This is a genomic window from Methylobacterium sp. E-012 (genome assembly GCF_057836545.1).
The window spans coordinates 3,797,319-3,813,356 of sequence record NZ_JBYQEY010000001.1 but is presented as its reverse complement, the minus strand read 5'-3'; the positions used below and the strand labels follow the sequence as shown (position 1 = coordinate 3,813,356).

Annotated in this window: 18 protein-coding genes; 11 read left to right on the top strand and 7 right to left on the bottom strand. The window is 72.3% G+C overall.

Features of this window, described 5'->3' with window-relative positions; translation table 11 throughout:
• Positions 1 to 462 precede the first annotated feature (462 nt).
• The 6 genes from pabB to AC3IF1_RS18425 all read left to right on the top strand — a co-directional run bounded on the left by pabB (position 463) and on the right by AC3IF1_RS18425 (position 6,661).
• The gene (pabB, locus tag AC3IF1_RS18450; RefSeq protein ID WP_489218770.1) at positions 463 to 1,839 is read left to right on the top strand and encodes an aminodeoxychorismate synthase component I; all 1,377 of its coding nucleotides are present in this window, start codon (positions 463 to 465) and stop codon (positions 1,837 to 1,839) included.
• Entirely contained in the window at positions 1,836 to 2,450 is a 615-nt protein-coding gene (locus AC3IF1_RS18445; protein WP_489218768.1) for an anthranilate synthase component II, read from the top strand. Before pabB ends, AC3IF1_RS18445 begins: the two co-directional genes overlap by 4 nt.
• Positions 2,437 to 3,300: an aminotransferase class IV gene (locus AC3IF1_RS18440; RefSeq protein ID WP_243970981.1), complete on the top strand. Its 864-nt coding sequence runs from the start codon at positions 2,437 to 2,439 to the stop codon at positions 3,298 to 3,300. Before AC3IF1_RS18445 ends, AC3IF1_RS18440 begins: the two co-directional genes overlap by 14 nt.
• Positions 3,297 to 3,737, top strand: a complete 441-nt coding sequence (locus AC3IF1_RS18435) for a DoxX family protein (RefSeq protein ID WP_243970979.1) — start codon at positions 3,297 to 3,299, stop codon at positions 3,735 to 3,737. The genes AC3IF1_RS18440 and AC3IF1_RS18435 overlap by 4 nt, the downstream gene beginning before the upstream one ends.
• A 187-nt stretch (positions 3,738 to 3,924) precedes the next feature.
• Positions 3,925 to 4,473, top strand: coding sequence for a YciE/YciF ferroxidase family protein (locus AC3IF1_RS18430; protein ID WP_243970977.1), 549 nt, complete (start codon positions 3,925 to 3,927; stop codon positions 4,471 to 4,473).
• A 490-nt stretch (positions 4,474 to 4,963) separates the two neighbouring features.
• On the top strand, positions 4,964 to 6,661 hold the full coding sequence (locus AC3IF1_RS18425; RefSeq protein WP_489218767.1) for a methyl-accepting chemotaxis protein: 1,698 nt from the start codon (positions 4,964 to 4,966) through the stop codon (positions 6,659 to 6,661).
• 26 nt (positions 6,662 to 6,687) lie between these two features.
• Here AC3IF1_RS18425 and AC3IF1_RS18420 read toward each other — a convergent pair whose 3' ends face one another.
• The 4 genes from AC3IF1_RS18420 to AC3IF1_RS18405 form a co-directional block, all read right to left on the bottom strand.
• Entirely contained in the window at positions 6,688 to 7,017 is a 330-nt protein-coding gene (locus tag AC3IF1_RS18420) for a hypothetical protein (RefSeq protein ID WP_243968231.1), read from the bottom strand.
• 191 nt (positions 7,018 to 7,208) lie between these two features.
• Complete coding sequence (gene mazG, locus AC3IF1_RS18415; protein WP_489218766.1) at positions 7,209 to 8,105, bottom strand: nucleoside triphosphate pyrophosphohydrolase; 897 nt, start codon at positions 8,103 to 8,105, stop codon at positions 7,209 to 7,211.
• Between the two features lie 112 nt (positions 8,106 to 8,217).
• Complete coding sequence (locus tag AC3IF1_RS18410; protein ID WP_243968234.1) at positions 8,218 to 8,451, bottom strand: hypothetical protein; 234 nt, start codon at positions 8,449 to 8,451, stop codon at positions 8,218 to 8,220.
• Positions 8,452 to 8,574: 123 nt separating this feature from the next.
• The gene (locus tag AC3IF1_RS18405; RefSeq protein ID WP_489218765.1) at positions 8,575 to 10,497 is read right to left on the bottom strand and encodes a glycosyltransferase family 2 protein; all 1,923 of its coding nucleotides are present in this window, start codon (positions 10,495 to 10,497) and stop codon (positions 8,575 to 8,577) included.
• A 44-nt stretch (positions 10,498 to 10,541) separates the two neighbouring features.
• Here AC3IF1_RS18405 and AC3IF1_RS18400 point away from each other — a divergent pair, with 44 nt between their 5' ends.
• The 5 genes from AC3IF1_RS18400 (at position 10,542) to AC3IF1_RS18380 (ending at position 14,449) form a co-directional block, all read left to right on the top strand.
• Positions 10,542 to 11,498 carry a transporter substrate-binding domain-containing protein gene (locus tag AC3IF1_RS18400; RefSeq protein ID WP_489218763.1) on the top strand — a complete coding sequence of 319 codons (957 nt, stop codon included), beginning with the start codon at positions 10,542 to 10,544 and terminating at the stop codon, positions 11,496 to 11,498.
• A gap of 63 nt (positions 11,499 to 11,561) precedes the next feature.
• Positions 11,562 to 11,789: a hypothetical protein gene (locus AC3IF1_RS18395; RefSeq protein WP_243968237.1), complete on the top strand. Its 228-nt coding sequence runs from the start codon at positions 11,562 to 11,564 to the stop codon at positions 11,787 to 11,789.
• Positions 11,786 to 11,917, top strand: a complete 132-nt coding sequence (locus AC3IF1_RS18390) for a hypothetical protein (RefSeq protein WP_279598349.1) — start codon at positions 11,786 to 11,788, stop codon at positions 11,915 to 11,917. Before AC3IF1_RS18395 ends, AC3IF1_RS18390 begins: the two co-directional genes overlap by 4 nt.
• A 214-nt stretch (positions 11,918 to 12,131) precedes the next feature.
• On the top strand, positions 12,132 to 13,832 hold the full coding sequence (locus AC3IF1_RS18385) for a lysine--tRNA ligase (RefSeq protein ID WP_243968238.1): 1,701 nt from the start codon (positions 12,132 to 12,134) through the stop codon (positions 13,830 to 13,832).
• A gap of 5 nt (positions 13,833 to 13,837) precedes the next feature.
• The gene (locus AC3IF1_RS18380) at positions 13,838 to 14,449 is read left to right on the top strand and encodes a pyridoxamine 5'-phosphate oxidase family protein (protein WP_243968273.1); all 612 of its coding nucleotides are present in this window, start codon (positions 13,838 to 13,840) and stop codon (positions 14,447 to 14,449) included.
• 25 nt (positions 14,450 to 14,474) lie between these two features.
• Here AC3IF1_RS18380 and AC3IF1_RS18375 read toward each other — a convergent pair whose 3' ends face one another.
• The 3 genes from AC3IF1_RS18375 to AC3IF1_RS18365 form a co-directional block, all read right to left on the bottom strand.
• Positions 14,475 to 14,798, bottom strand: a complete 324-nt coding sequence (locus AC3IF1_RS18375; RefSeq protein WP_243968239.1) for a type II toxin-antitoxin system PemK/MazF family toxin — start codon at positions 14,796 to 14,798, stop codon at positions 14,475 to 14,477.
• Positions 14,795 to 15,019 (bottom strand): antitoxin MazE family protein, encoded by a 225-nt coding sequence (locus tag AC3IF1_RS18370; RefSeq protein WP_243968240.1) that lies wholly within the window; start codon positions 15,017 to 15,019, stop codon positions 14,795 to 14,797. The genes AC3IF1_RS18375 and AC3IF1_RS18370 overlap by 4 nt, the downstream gene beginning before the upstream one ends.
• A gap of 109 nt (positions 15,020 to 15,128) precedes the next feature.
• Positions 15,129 to 16,028, bottom strand: a complete 900-nt coding sequence (locus AC3IF1_RS18365; protein WP_489218762.1) for a transglutaminase family protein — start codon at positions 16,026 to 16,028, stop codon at positions 15,129 to 15,131.
• Positions 16,029 to 16,038 lie beyond the last annotated feature (10 nt).

Sequence of the window (16,038 nt, the reverse complement as noted above, 5' to 3'; positions counted from 1 at the left end):
TCGCGGCTAAGCGCAACCGCCTGACACACCCACGTCTCCCTCCCCCCTCTGCGGGGGAGGGTGGCCCCCGAAGGGGGTCGGGAGAGGGGAGCGACAGTGCAGAACGAGGCTTATGCCCGTCTTGAAGGCCCCCGTCTCATTCTGAAGCCGGGTTCCCCTCTCCCGACCCCTGCCGATGCAGGGGCCACCCTCCCCCGCAGAGGGGGGAGGGAGAGACCCGGAGCCCTTCGCGCCTGTTATCCGACGGAAAAATATGAGGTCATTGGCCTGCATGGAGGAGCGGGCCGGTCGCGCTCGACCGTCAGCGTCGGTGTCCGCCTCAGGGTGTATCCTGCGCCGCGGACACGTCCTGCCCGCACCGAGCGGCGGTGCCTGCGTGGAACTGCCGCTTCCCCCGCGGCATCGCCTGTGCGACGGCAGCGGATGACGCATAGCCAGAGGATAGCGGCCCCGAACCCGGCCATGTGGACCCGAGAGATCCCCTTCATCGACCCGGTGGCGGCAGCGGCCCGGCTGCGGTCCCTGCCCGGGCTCGCCTTCCTCGACAGCGCCATGCGGCACGAGTCCCTGGGACGCCAGTCGATCGTGGCCGCCGACCCGTTCGCCCGCTTCCGCTACCGCGACGGGCGCGCGACCCTCGACGGGCGCCCGGTGCCGGGCGGTCCCTTCGCGGCCCTGCGCGCCTGCCTCGCGCCCTACCGGATCGCGCCCGACCCCGAAAACCCCTACCCGGGCGGGGCGATCGGCTATCTCGCCTACGATCTCGGCGCGGCCCTGGAGCGCGTCGCGGCACCGGCCCGGCGGGCCGGGCTCACCGACGACATCGCCCTGAACCTCTACGACACGGCCCTGGTGATCGACCACGCCGCCGGCACCGGCCGGCTCGTCGCCACCGGCTTTCCCGAGCGCGACCCGGAGGCCCGCCAGGCCCGGGCGGCGGCGCGGCTCGCCGGCTTCGCCGACCGGCTCGGCAGCGCCGAGCCCGCGGATGCGGCACCGGACCGGCCGGGCACACCGCTCGCGTGGCGCTCGAACTTCGACCGGCAGCGCTATGAGCTGGCTGTCGAAAAGGTCCGTGATTACATCCGCGCCGGCGACATCTATCAGGCCAACATCGCCCAGCGCTTCACCGCCGATCTGCCGGCCGGGTTCGATCCGTTCGGCCTCTATCGGCGCCTGCGCGCCACCAACCCGGCGACCTTCGGGGCCTATCTCGAGCTGGAGGGGCTGCGCGTCGCCTCCTCCTCCCCCGAGCGCTTCATCCGCCTCGACGGCCGGCAGGTGGAGACGCGCCCGATCAAGGGCACCGCCCGCCGCCTCGACGATCCGGAGGCCGACCGGGCGGCGGCCGCCGCGCTCCAGGCCTCCGTCAAAGAGCGGGCCGAGAACGTCATGATCGTCGACCTGCTGCGCAACGACCTGTCCCGGGTCTGCGCGCCGGGCAGCGTCGCCGTGCCCACGCTCTGCGGGCTGGAGACCTACGCCAACGTCCACCATCTGGTGTCGGTGGTGACCGGGCAACTCCGCGACGGGCTCGACGCCCTCGACCTCCTGGAGGGCACCTTCCCCGGGGGCTCGATCACCGGCGCCCCGAAGATCCGGGCCATGGACATCATCACGGAGATCGAGGGCGACGCGAGGGAGCTCTATTGCGGCGCCATCGGCCGGATCGGCTTCGACGGGGCGCTGGACACATCCATCGCGATCCGGACCGTGTTCATGGACGACAGGCAGGCGGTGCTGCAGGCCGGCGGCGGCGTGACCCTGCTGTCGGAGCCCGGGCCGGAATACGACGAGACCCTGGCCAAGGCCGCCCGGGTGTTCGAGGCCTTCGCATGATCCTCGTCCTCGACAATTACGATTCCTTCGTCTTCAACGTGGTCCGCTACCTGGAGGAACTCGGCGAGGAGGTCCGGGTCGTGCGCAACGACGCGCTGGACGTCCCCGGCATCCGGGCGCTCGCCCCCGAGGCCCTGGTGGTCTCGCCCGGTCCCTGCACCCCGGCGGAGGCCGGAATTTCCCTGCCGGCGATCCGGGAGCTGTCGGGTGCGGTGCCGATCCTCGGGGTCTGCCTCGGCCACCAGGCCATCGGCGCGGCCTTCGGCGGCCGGGTCGCGCGGGCGCAGCGCCCGCTCCACGGGCAGGCGACGCCGATCGCCCATACCGGCGAGCGGCTGTTCTCCGGGCTGCCGGCGCCGATGCCGGTCGGGCGCTACCACTCGCTGGTGGTGACACCGGAGCCCGGCATGGAGAAGCACCTCACCGTCGACGCGGTCTCGCCGGAGGGGGAGGTGATGGCGCTCTCGCACCGGACCCACCCGACCTACGGCATCCAGTTCCACCCGGAATCGGTCCTGACCGAGGGCGGCCACGCCCTGTTCGCCAATTTCCTGGGCCTGGCCCGCGCCTGGCGCGCGCAGCCGGAGGGACGCCGCGATGCTGTGGCGTGACGGGGCGATCGTCCCGGGGACGCACGCGCCCCTCGACCACACCGACCGCGGCCTGACGCTCGGCGACGGCCTGTTCGACACGGCGCTGGCGCTCGGCGGCCGCGTCGCCTTCGAGGACGCCCATGTCGACCGGCTCGTCGCCTCCGCGGCGACGCTCGGGATCCCGGCCGAGCCGGAGCGGATCCGCGCCGCCATGCGGTCGCTCGCCGGGCAGGGCAGGGGGGAGACGGACAGGCTGGCGATCCGCACCACCCTCACCCGCGGCTCCGGCCCGCGGGGCCTGAAGCCCCCGGAGGATCCGCACCCGACCCTGTTCGCCACCGCGGCGCCGAGCGCCCGGAGCGCGGCCTTCGCGCCCCTGCGCCTGTGGCCCACGGCCATCGCCCGCAACGACACGGCGCCCACCGCCCGGCTGAAGACGCTGGGCTACCTCGACGCGGTGCTGGCCGCCCGGGAGGCCGCCGCCGCGGGCTTCGACGAGGCTCTGTTCCGCAACACACGGGGCCGCGTCGCCTGCGCGGGCACCGGCAACCTGTTCGCGCTGTTCGGGCAGACCCTGGCGACGCCGCCGCTGACCGACGGGGTGCTGGCCGGGATCGTGCGGGCGGAGGTTCTGGGGCTCGCCGCCGGCTGCGGCCTGCGCGCGGAGGAACGGTCCCTGAGCCTGCCCGACCTCCTCGGCGCCGAGGCCGTGTTCCTGACCAACTCCCTGCGGCTGCTGGCGCCCGTGACGGCCATCGGCGACAGGGCGTTTCCCGGCGCCGGCCACCCGGCCTCGGCCCGGCTCATGACGGCGCTGCGCGCCCGGGTGGCCCGGGCCTGCGGCGTACCGGAGGACGGGGTTGCATGACCGATCAGGCGATCGAGACGGGGCGGCGGCGTCTGCGCTACGGGCTCGCGGCCGTCTACCTGTTCATCGGCGTCGTCCACCTCGTGGCCACCGACGCGATGCTGCCGCTGATGCCCGACTGGGTGCCGGCGCCGCGCCTCGTCCTCCAGGCCACCGGCCTGTGCGAGATCGCCGGCGCGGTCGGCCTCCTCACCGGGCGGTTCCGCCGGGCGGCGGCGATCGGCCTCGCCCTCTACGCGGTCTGCGTCTACCCGGCGAACCTCAAGCACGCCTTCGACCATGTCCACGTCGACGGCATCCCGGATTCCTGGTGGTACCACGGCCCGCGGCTCGCCTTTCAGCCGGTCTTCGTCTGGGCGGCGCTCTGGGCCGGCGGCCTGATCGACTGGCCGTTCCGCCGATCCCGCAGACCGGCCGGGATCGCCCGAAAACCGTGATCCCGGGATCCCAGGATCCTGGCAGGCCCTGATCCCGGGATCCCGGGCCGGGGACAGGACCCGGTGCCGCCGGGCGAAAAATTCCTCCGGCGGGGGACGAGATCGGCCGGATACGCTTGGCCGGACCGGCGTTGCCCGTCCGGTGGCCGCCGATCCGAGGGTGGCGCCGCAACGGAGACAGACCGCCATGGCCAAGCAGAAGACGCTGCACGACGCCTTCTACGAGACCCTGAAGGACGTCTACTACGCCGAGAAGCAGTCGGTGAAAGCCCTCAAGAAATCCGCCAAGGCGGCGGAGCACGGGGAGTTGGCCCAGGCCTTCGAGACCCATGCCGAGGAGAGCGCCCAGCAGGTGGAGCGCCTGACGCAGGTGTTCGAGATCATCGGCAAGCCCGCCCGCGCCAAGACCTGCGAGGCGATGCAGGGCATCGTCTCCGAGATGGAGGAGGATCTCGAGGATTTCGAGGGCAGCCCCGCCGCCGACGCGGTGCTGGCCGCCTGCGCCCAGGCGGTGGAGCATTACGAGATCGCCCGCTACGGCACCCTGAAGACCTGGGCGTCCCAGCTCGGCTACGCGGACGCCGCCAAGCTCCTGGACGAGACCCTGCAGGAGGAGAAGAAGACCGACGCCCTGCTGTCGAAGATCGCCACGTCGATCAACACCGCCGGCACGCCCGGCGACGATGCCGAGCCGCCGGCCGAGCCGCCGAAGGCCAAGGGCAAGAAGGCCGCCTAGGCCACGGACGAGAAGGCCGCCTGAGCGCTCCCAAGAGAAGGCGCTGCTCCCGCGCATCATCCCGAGCGGTGCGTTCCGGCTTTCGAAAAGAGATGGCGCCAAACCAAGGGCCTAGCGCCGCGTCCTGGTTCCAATATCCAGGACGCGGCGCTAGGCGCCGCCGGCCCCGCCCGTCCTGCGCCGCCGGGACGCGCCGCCGGCGAGAAGACCGATTAACGACAGACTCGATCTTCCGACGGGGACGAATAACGCGATCGATCCGCCGAATACCCAAAATATTTAAATCGATACTCGAATATATCTCCTACCTGTCGGATGATGCCAACTGCATTCGTCCGAGATTGGAATCCGTTCTGCAGACTCGATCATGCTAATTCATTGAGCAGAGAGAGTCAGCGTGCTAGGGCGACGCCAACCGCGACAGCGGCCAGACCGGCGCAGGCAGCATTGACCGCGCGCCCGATGACCAACACCGCTGGATTGGCTTCCGATGAGACTCCTCGACGACATCAAGATTCTTACGAAGATCGTCGCGCCCCTGGCGATCACGACCCTGATCAGCGCGATCACCGTCTTCTACGCGCTCAGCACGATGTCCTCGATCCAGGCACGCAGCAGCTACGTCGGGGATTATCTGGCCGGTCGCCTGACGGGGCTCCAGAACACCCGGATCCATCTGGGCGACGCCGCCCTCATGAACCGCAACATGATCATCGGAAAACCGGAGGCCGACCTCGTCGCGTTCAAGAGCCGCTACGACGAGGCCGCCAAGGCGACGCTCGACGACCTCGACCGTCTCATCGCCGCATCGAAGACCGATGCGGAGAAGGCGAAGATCGAGACCATTCGCGCGGCCGCCGCTTCGGTGTTCGAGATCGTCGCGCGCAGCAACCTCGCGGCCCTCAAGGGCGACCGGGACGGGGCCATCCAGATCTCGGTGAAGGACGCGCAGGCGATGCGTCAGGCGTTCCACACGGCGATGCAGGGCCACATGCAGGAGGTGGAACGGCAGATCGACGACGGCAAGCGCGCCACCCAGGCCGAGGTCGAGCGCGCGGGCACCATCCTGATCGTCACCGCCGTGGTCGGGCTGCTGGCCGCGCTCGGCGTCGCCTGCGGGATCGCGGTGCTCGGGGTCACGCGCCCCCTCGACAGCCTGGTGGCCGCCCTGCAGCGCATGGCGGGCGGCGAGAGCGGCACCGCCCTCGCGGTGGCGGCCCGCCGGGACGAGATCGGCGCGGTCGGCCGCGCGGTCGAGGGCATCAAGGCCATGGTCGCCCGCAGCGCCGCCGAGGAGGCGGAGCGCAGGCACGCGGACGAGGCCGCCGCCGCCGCGCAGCGCAAGCGCTCCATGATGGACCTCGCCGACGCCTTCGAGCGGGCGGTGGCCGGCATCGTCGGGCTGGTCTCGTCCGCGGCCGCCACCCTGCAGGAGACCGCCCGTCGGATGTCGGCGACCGCCCAGGAGACCGCCGAACAATCCACGGCCGTGGCCGTGGCCGCCGAGCAGGCCGCCGCCAACGTCAACACGGTGGCGGCGGCCACCGAGGAACTCGGCAGCTCGATCCAGGAGATCAGCCGGCAGGTGACCGGCTCGACCGACCTCGCCCAGAAGGCCGTCGGCGAGGCCGATCAGACCGCGGCGCTGGTGGGCGCGCTGAGCGAGGCGGCCACCCGGGTCGGCGACGTGGTGCAGCTGATCTCCGGCATCGCGGCCCAGACCAACCTGCTGGCGCTCAACGCCACGATCGAGGCGGCGCGGGCCGGCGAGGCGGGGCGCGGCTTCGCGGTCGTCGCCGCCGAGGTGAAGGAACTGGCGAACCAGACCGCCAAGGCCACCGGGGAGATCGCCGGGCAGATGTCCCAGATCCAGGGCGTGACCGGCGAGGCGGTGGGGGCCATCGGCACGATCATGGGCCGCATCCGCGAGATCAACGCGGTCGCGGCGACGATCGCGGCGGCGGTGGAGCAGCAGGGCGCGGCCACCCAGGAGATCGTGCGCAATGTCGGCCAGGCGACGGCCGGAACGCAGCAGGTCACCGGCAACATCGCCGGCGTCGCGCAGGCCTCGGAGCAGACCGGCCGGGCGGCCGACCACGTTCTCACGGCGGCCACGGACCTGTCGCGCCACGCCGAGCAGCTCTCGGCCGAGGTCGAAAGGTTCCTCAGCACCGTGCGGGCGGCCTGAGGGACCGGGTTCCGGCCCCGGCGATCTCAGTTCGGCGTCGCGATCGCGCTCAGCGGCGTCCAGTAGCAGCGGTCCTGCGCGCCCTCCGGGGCGAGGCAGCCGTAGCTCATCGTCCGGGATTCGAGCCGGACCGCCTCTCCGGGCTTCCAGGACCGGCACTCGCCGCTGGCGAGACTGCCCCGCAGGAGTTGCCCGAAGCCCGACTCGTCGCCGGCCATGACCAGCTTGAACAGGCGGTCCGTGACCTCCTGGCTGTGGCAGCCGAACCGCCCCTGGACGATCGTCTCGGCTGCGGCGGGCCGGGACAGGGACGCGGCGAGCGCGAGGGCGGCGAAGGCGGGGAGGGCGAGACGCATGGGCGGAACATATCCGCCGGTCGGGGCCTGTCGAGCCCTCGGGGATGGCCGCGCCCCGCGCAGGATCGTCGCGCCGGCCCGGCCCATCGTCCCCTCCGGAAGCCGGAAGCCGCCTCTCGGGACGATGCGCTCGCTTTTTGATCCGCATCGTCTCGTTCCGAAAGCCGGCCTCCACCTTTCGGGACGATGCGCTACCTGATCCGATGATCCCCCTCGTCGCGCTTCGCCGCCTGCCAGGCGGCCTCCATGGCGGGCAGGTCCGACCGGCCGAGGTCCCCGCCGGCCGCCCGCAGATGCGCGGCCATGGCGGCGAAGCGGCGCTCGAACTTGGCGGTGCCGTCGCGCAGGGCCGCCTCCGGATCGATCCCGGCATGGCGGGCGAGATTGGCCACCGAAAACAGGAGGTCGCCGATCTCTTCGGCGACGGCCGTCCGGTCGGCCGCCGCCAGGGCCTCGGCGACCTCGTCGGTCTCCTCCCGGACCTTGCCGACCACCTGGGCGGCGTCGTCCCAGTCGAAGCCGTAGGTGGCCGCCCGCCGGGAGATCTTTTCCGCCCGGGCCAGAGCCGGGAGCGCGCGGGCGACCCCGTCCAGCGGGTCCGGCGCGGAGTCCGCCGCCGCCCGGGCCGCCCGCTCCTGCGCCTTGATCGCCGCCCATTGCGCCTCGACCTGCGCCGGATCGCGCAGCGGCGACCCCGCCGGCAGCAGCGTCCCGTCCGGCGCGAACACATGCGGATGGCGGCGCACCAGCTTGTCGCCGATCGCCCGGGCCACGTCGTCGAACGCGAAGGCGCCCTGCTCCTCGGCCATGCGGGCGTGGAACACCACCTGCAGGAGCAGGTCGCCGAGTTCGTCGCGCAGGTCGTCCCGGTCGCCGCGCGCCACCGCGTCGGCGACCTCGTAGGCCTCCTCGATCGTGTAGGGCACGATGCTGGCCGGGGTCTGCGCCACGTCCCAGGCGCAGCCGCGGACGGGGTCGCGCAGCACCGCCATCAGGCCCAGGAGCCTGCCCAGGGGGGTCTCCGCCGGCGCCCCCCCGGTGGGCGCCCCGGCGCCACCGGATCGGCCCGTCTCGCGTGTCTCGCTCATGCCGGTGGCGTTAGCGCATCGCCCCGGAAACCGGAACCGGAACGATGGGCGGATGTCGCGACGGGCATCGCGTCCGTCGAACGCCGACGACCGCAGGATACCCGCGCACGCGTCAGGTCCGGACGGCGCGCTCGCGCACCTGCTCAGCCTGCAGGGCGTTGAGATAGCCGGTGAGGCGTCCGCTGACCGCCGGGTCGGCGCATTGCACCCAGAGCGGGGCCGGCAGCGCCCGGACGGGCAGGCGCAGCAGGAACGCCTCGGCCGACAGGGCCGCCTCCCGCTCGGAGGCGGCGGCCAGCAGCCGGGCCCCTGCCTGCGTGCCGATCAGGATCGCGATCGTGGCCATTGGTGATCATCCGCTTTCGGACGACAACGGCACGAGAGCCGCAAGTGTTGCGCGGCAAGTGTTACGCGGCAAGTGTTACGCTGGAAGTGTCGCGCCGGATTCAGCGCGCCGGGCGGATGCAGATCATGAGAACGCGCGATCCCGCGCCGGGGGCTGCCCGCGGGTGTGACCCGGGGCCTCGTCCCGAAGGACGGTTGCCGGGACGGCGCGCACGGGTCGCAGCCGGCCGCTCCGGGACGTGCGCGCCAGGCCGTGCGGGGTCTTGTTCCAGCGCTCGGGGGCGCGGACCAGCTCGATCAGCGCCAGCCACGCCGCCACGCTGACCAGGAGGAAATAGGCGGGCATCAACGGGACCGATTGGGCGAGGTCGCCCCAGCCGCGCCGGGCGCAGCCGAGCAGGGCCGGGAGGATCAGGGCGACGAGCCCGGTCCCGAACAGGGTGATCGCGAGCCCCGTGGCGAGATTGTCGAGGAAGACGGGGGCGGCCGGGATCTCGCGGACCAGGAAGGCCCAAGCCGCCGCGGCGAGGCACACCGGATAGGCCAGCGCCGAGGCCACGGTGCCCGGAACCAGGGCCACGGCGCAGAGCATGTCCAACGCCCCGAGGCGGCGCGCATTGGCCAGCGGATGGCGCCCGTGGGTGAGGCTGGTCTGGACCAGGCCCTTCAGCCAGCGGGTGCGCTGGGCGAGCCATGGCCCGAACCGGGCGGGCGCCTCCTCGATGGTCGCGCTCGGCAGGTCGCCGACCGTGTAGCCCGCGAGCGCCAGCCGGATCCCGAGATCGGCGTCCTCGGTCACGTTCGCGGGGTCCCAGCCGCGCAGGGCCCGCAGCACCCGGGTGCGCAGGTGCATCGAGGTGCCGCCGAGGGGGACCGGCAGGCCGCACCGCGCGAGCGCCGGGTTCAGCACGTCGAACAGGCCGGCATATTCCAGGGCGAAGGCGCGGCTGAGCCAGGAATCGCCGGCATTGTCGATCACGAGCCGGCCCTGGAGGCAGGCGGTCCGCTCGGGCAGGCGCGCGAACAGCGCGGCGGCCAGCCGCAGCTGCCCGGGATCGGGGGCGTCCTCGGCGTCGTAGACGGTGAGCAGGTCCCCGCGGGCGAGCGGCAGGGCGGCGTTGAGCGCCCGCGGCTTGGTGCGCGGGCCGCCCGGCGGCACCGTGATCACCTCGAACCGGGCGGGCAGGGGCACGCGGGCGAGCGCCGCCCGGGTCTCCCGGTCGCCGGCCTCCAGCAGCAGCTTGATGTCGAGCTTGGCCGGGGGATAGTCGAGGGCCGCCAGCGCCCGGAGCAGGGCCGGCACCACCGCCGCCTCCCGGTGGAGGGGGACGAGGATCGTGTAGACTGGGAGGTCGGCGTCGGCGAGGGGCGGCGCCTCGGCCGTCACCGGGGCTGCGATCACCAGGGCGGCGATGCGGAAGGTCGTCATGGCCAGGAACAGGCTCTGCCCGGCCAGCAGCACCGCGCGGGCGAGGGGCGCCGGGAGCGCCGCGCACAGGCAGAGCCCCGCGGCGAGGGCGAGGGCGAGGACCAGCAGCCCCCAGTAGGCCGGCTCCCGCGCGGTCGCGCGCTCGGGCGCGTGCCGCGCCAGGTCGTTGGCCGCGTGATCCGCCACCTGCCCGGGGATCGCGGCGAACACGGCCTCGCGCAGGTGGGTCGGGCTGGTCAGGGCCAGCAGGCCGGTCCGGCGCGGGCGATCGAGCAGGTCGGCGATCACCCGGCCGCGGGGCGCCAGCACGCAGGGGACAACCGACGGGACAACCGACCCGAGCGCCAGGGGCGCGAGACCGGCGACCAGGCTCTCGGGGAAGCGCAGGCCCGGGCCGAACGGGATCGGCCCGTCGAGGTAGGGGGTGCCGAGCGCCCGGGCCAGGGCCCGATAATACGCCGCCTCGTCCATCAGGCCGGCATTCAGGAGCGCGGTCGCCGCGTCGGTGCCGGCCGCGGCCGCGTCGGCGGCCGCCCGGTCCAGCAACCGCCCGTCCACGCCCTCGGCGCGCAGGAACGCGATCTCCGGCGGCAACGCGTGGGGAGGCTGGAACGGCACGCCGGCGCTCCCCCGGTGGCCCCAGGTCGTGATAGAGGAGGGGGGTGAGCCAGTCCCCAGCCCCGCGCTCCGAGAGGAGCACCGCCCCCGCCCCGCCGTCAAGAGGCGGGCGGACAGGATTCCCATGGCGGGTCGCGGCGGTCGTGGTCGCCGCCGCCCTCTGCACCGGACCGCGCCCCGCCGCCGCCGCGCCGCCGGAGCCGGAGCCGCAGAGTGCCACCCCTGGCACCCCCGCCGTCACGGTCCCGGATTTCTGGAACCCGCGCAGCCGCGGCGAGCGGGTGGAGGCGCCCCAGACCGGCCGGGCGGTCCGCTTCCTCACCGACGACGAGTTCCCGCCGCTGCACTTCGCCGGCCCCGACGGCAACCCGACGGGTTTCGTGGTCGAGCTCGCCCGGGCCGTCTGCGAGAAGCTGACGATCCCCTGCACGGTGCAGGCGCGCCGCTTCGACACCCTGCTCGACGCGCTGGACGGCAAGCAGGGCGACGTGGTCGCGGCGGCGATCCCCCTGACGGCGAAGCTGCGGGAGAAATTCCTGACGACCCGGCCGTATTTCCGGTGGCCGGCCCGCTTCGCCGCCCGGGCCGACAGGGGCCTGCCGCTCCCCTCGGCGGCGGCGCTCGCCGGCCGGAGCGTCGGCGTGATCGACAACAGCGCCCACGCGGCCTACCTCAAGGCGTTCTTCCCGAAGGCCGTCCCGAAGGACTTCACCGATCTTGCGGCGGCCGAGGGCGCGCTCAAGCGCGGCGAGATCGACTACCTCTTCGCCGACGGCCTCAACCTCGCCCTCTATGTCGGCGGCCAGGAGGCGGACGCGTGCTGCGCGCTCACCGGCGGCGACTACCTGGAGAACCGCTATTTCGGCGAGGGGATCGGCCTGATCACCCGCCAGGAGGACGCGGCCCTGTCCCGGGCGCTGGACGACGCGCTGCAGCGGGTCTGGGACGACGGGAAGTACACCGAACTGTACCTGCGGTTCTTCCCGGTGAGCCCGTTCTGAGGGCTTTCATCGCGGCGGGGAATCGGGAACCCTGCCCGCCGGGCTTCGGCTGTCGGAGGCACCATGACGGATCTTCTCGAACAGGCCGTGGCGAAGGCGCGCGACCTGTCTCCGGACCTGGAGGACGCGATCGCGCGCCTGATGCTGGCCTTCGTGGGGGATGAGGACTCGGTCTACCAGTTCACCCCGGAGGAGGCGGCGGAGCAGGACGAAGCCGACGCCGAGGAGGCCCGCGGCGAATATGCCACCGATGCGGAAGTCCGCGCCATCTGGGCGAAGTATGGCCTGTGAGGCTGCGGCTGACCCGCACCGCCGCGCGCCAGCTCGATCACGTGCTGGCCGATATCACGCGCCATCATCCGGCGGGTGCCGACGCCGCCAGACGACTGACCGGCGTGGCATTCGGCGCATCGTCGTGACACCTTACCCCTACATCAGACCTATCGCGTCGGTTCCGATGAAGTCATCGTGCGCAGCATCCGGCACACGGCGCGGCGGCCGATAGCTTGAGCGACACGCCCGCAACAGGGCGCCTGCGGGTGAGCGGGTCTTCGCATTGCACCGCCGGGCGTTCCGCTCCGGTGCGAACCGCTCTAGGGTGCGCGCGTCCACATCGCGTTCATCCCAAAAGACATGCAAGCCGCGCCCCCAGCCCTGACCCTCGACCCCGACACCATCGAGGCCGCCGCCAACGCCGCCGCCTGGCCCTTCGAGGAGGCGCGCAAGCTCGTGGCGCGGCTGGAGAAATCGGGCAAGACCGAGGTGCTGTTCGAGACCGGCTACGGCCCCTCGGGGCTGCCGCATATCGGCACCTTCGGGGAGGTCGCCCGCACCTCCATGGTGCGGCACGCCTTCCGGGTTCTGACCCGCGACGCGGTGCCGACCCGGCTGCTCGCCTTCTCGGACGACATGGACGGGCTGCGTAAGGTCCCCGACAACGTCCCGAACCGGGCGATGCTCACCGCCCATCTCAACCAGCCGCTGACCCGGGTGCCGGACCCGTTTTCCACCCATGACAGCTTCGGGGCGCACAACAACGCCGAGCTGCGCCGCTTCCTCGACGCCTTCGGCTTCGCCTACGAATTCGCCTCGGCCACCGACTACTACAGGGCGGGCCGGTTCGACGCGGTGCTACTGCGGGTGCTGGAGCGCTACGATTCCGTGATGGAGATCATGCTGCCGTCCCTGCGCGCCGAGCGCTCGGCGAGCTACTCCCCGTTCCTGCCGCTCCACCCGGTCACCGGCCACGTGATGCAGGTGCCGATCGACGCGGTGAAGGCGCAGAGCGGCACCATCGTGTGGCGTGATCCCGCCACGGGCGAGCGCTACGAGACCCCGGTGACCGGCGGCCACGCCAAGCTGCAATGGAAGCCCGACTGGGCGATGCGCTGGGTGGCGCTGGGCGTCGATTACGAAATGGCCGGCAAGGACCTGATCGATTCGGTCAAGCTCTCCGGCAGGATCGCCCGGGCGCTCGGCGGCGAGCCCCCGGAGGGCTTCAACTACGAACTCTTCCTCGACGAGAAGGGCCAGAAGATCTCGAAGTCGAAGGGCAACGGCCTGACCATCGACGACTGGCTGAAATACGGCACGCCGGACTCGCTCGCCCTGTTCATGTACAACAAGCCCCGCGAGGCCAAGCGGCTGTTCTTCGACGTGATCCCGCGTCACGTGGACGAGTATATCGGCTTCCTCGACCGCTATGCCGGCCAGGACGCCAAGCTCCGGCTCGGCAACCCGGTCTGGCACCTGCACGCCGGCAAACCGCCCGAGCCCGAGCGGGTCGAGGGCGCGAGCCTGACCTTCGCGATGCTGCTCAACCTCGCCGCGGTGGCCAACACCGAGGATCCGGCCGTGCTGTGGGGCTTCATCCGCCGCTACGCGCCGCAGACCGGGCCGGAGACCCATCCGGGCCTCGACCGGCTGGTGGTCCACGCGCTGAAGTACTTTTCGGATTTCGTGCGGCCCGCCAAGACCTACCGGGAACCGACGCCCGAGGAGCGGGCGGCCCTGGCGGATCTCTCGGAGACGCTCGAGGGCCATGCCGGCTCCACCGATCCGGAGGCCCTGCAGGCGGCGGTCTACGAGGTCGGGCGGCGCCACTTCCCCGACACGTCCGGCAAGGCCAAGAGCCCGGACGGGCGGCCCGGCGTGTCGCAGGCGTGGTTCACGAGCCTGTACAACGTGCTGTTCGGCGAGGCCCGGGGCCCGCGCTTCGGCTCCTTCGTGGCGCTCTACGGGGTGGCGGAAACCCGCGCGCTGATCGACGCCGCCCTGTCCGGCGCCCTGGTGGCCGAGCACGAAGCCTTCGCGGCCGGCGGGACGGTCGCGTGAGCGGGGTGATCATCGACAGCCTCGCGGCGCTGGAGGCGATCTACCACACGCCCCCGGCGCCCGCCTCCACCGCCAAGGTGGCGGCCACGGTCACACCGGATTACGCGGCGCTGATCGCCGCCTCGCCCTTCGCGGTGCTGGCGACGAGCGGTCCCGAGGGACTCGATTGCAGCCCGCGCGGGGACGGCCCGGGCTTCGTGCGGGTCGCCGATCCGCGCACGCTGATCCTGCCCGACCGGCGCGGCAACAACCGGATCGATTCCCTGCGCAACATCGTGCGCGATCCCCGGGTGGCGCTGCTGTTCCTGATCCCCGGCTCGGGCACGACCCTGCGGGTGAACGGCACGGCCCTGATCTCGGCCGATCCGGATCTGCTGGCGTCCTTCAGCGTCGACGGCCACGCGCCGCGCACGGCCCTCGTGATCACGGTGAACGAGATCTACTTCCAGTGCGCAAGGGCAATCATCCGGGCGCGACTCTGGGATCCGGACGCCCACGTCGATCCGGCACGCCTGCCGAGCCCGGGGGCGATCCTTGCGGCGCTCACCGCCGGAGAGATCGGCGGCCAGCGCTACGACGCGGAATGGCCGGAGCGGGCGGCGAAGACGATGTGGTGAGGACTGGGTTCGGCAGCCGCCGACGCTATGCGACGCCGAGAAATAGCGCGAGTAACCGCGTCACGGCCAACAGGGTCACGTCATCGAGCCGCCCGATCGGCGGCCCGACTTTCGCCCGCCTGACCGTCATGACCTTGTCGATCTGGACCTGAGACGGCCTTTTCAAGCCGTTTTGGGGTGTTGGCTGCACGGACAGCCGGATCAGCGGGGCATCCACTTGCGTCGACGAGAGCAGCAGGACCGTCACCGAGTTGGTCTGCACGAAGGTGTCAGCCTGGATCACGAGTGCCGGACGCGGCTTTCCGAAATCCCCCGCCATGGCGACGGTGACGAGATCGCCGCGTTTCACGGCTCGGCCGGATCGTCGAGATCGGCGAGCGCGGCGTCGAGGAAGGCGTTCAGTTCGTCATCGGCCGCATCGGCCTCCGCCACCAGCAACGACTGGCGCCGGCATTCCTCGGCGAAACCTGGCTGGCTCGAGTCCGGAACCCAGATCTGCACCGGCCGAAGCCCGGCCGCGCGCAATGCCTCTCGACGCTTCCGAACTCTCTCGACGACCGGCGTGCCCATCCGAGTCTCGCATCCAGTTACATGTAACATGTAAGAACGCGGGTCGAACTCCGTCAAGGCGAGGAGGGCGAAGACGCGGCCCGTCGCGTTTTCGTAGCCGGACGCCGTCTCACCCCACCAGCGCGAGATCCTGCGTCTCGGTATCCGGGATCACGTCGACCTCGACCTTGAGGCGCTGCTTGCCCGAGCCGCTGACGATGCCGTCGACGGGGGCGACGTCGCCGTAATCGCGGCCCCGCGCCACCACGATGTGGTCGTCGCGCACGGCCACGCCGTTGGTCGGGTCGAGGCCGAGCCAGCCCGCGCCGCACCAGACCGCCACCCAGGCGTGGCTCGCATCCGCCCCGCGCAGGCGCGGGCGGCCCGGCGGCGGCACGGTGCGCAGGTAGCCGCTGACATAGGCGGACGGCAGGCCCATGCCCCGCAGGGCGGCGATCATCACGTGGGCGAAGTCCTGGCAGACCCCGGCCCGTAGGGCGAAGGATTCGGCGAGCGGCGTGTAGACGGTGGTGGCCTTGGAATCGAAGCGGAAATCGGCGCCGATCCGCAGCATCAGGTCGTGGGCCGCCCCGTAGGCGCTGCGGCCGGGCGCGAAACTCGGCCTGGCATAGTCGGTCACCGCAGGCAGCAGCGGCACCCGGCCGGTCGGGAACAGGAAGTGCACCGGCGCCCGGCCGCCGAGCTCGCGCCCGGCCACCACGGCGTCGCGGACCCGCTCCCAGGCCATCCCGGATTCCGGCGGCGGCGGGGTCGGGCGCTCGACCCGCACGGTGGAGAGCGCCTCGACGCTGAAGGTGGTGTGGGGCACCTCCAGGGTGATCGCCATCGCGTCGATCCCGAAATAGTCCCGGCGCATCACCGCCGTGGTCGGGCTCGGGTCGATGGTGACGGCGCTCGCCAGCACGCTCTGCCCCTCGCCGTCCTGCGGCTTGAGCCGCAGGGCGCAGCGGGCGAAGCGCACCGCCCTGCCGTAGCGGTAGGTGGTGCGGTGGCGCAGCGTGTAGATCATCCCGGCGGCC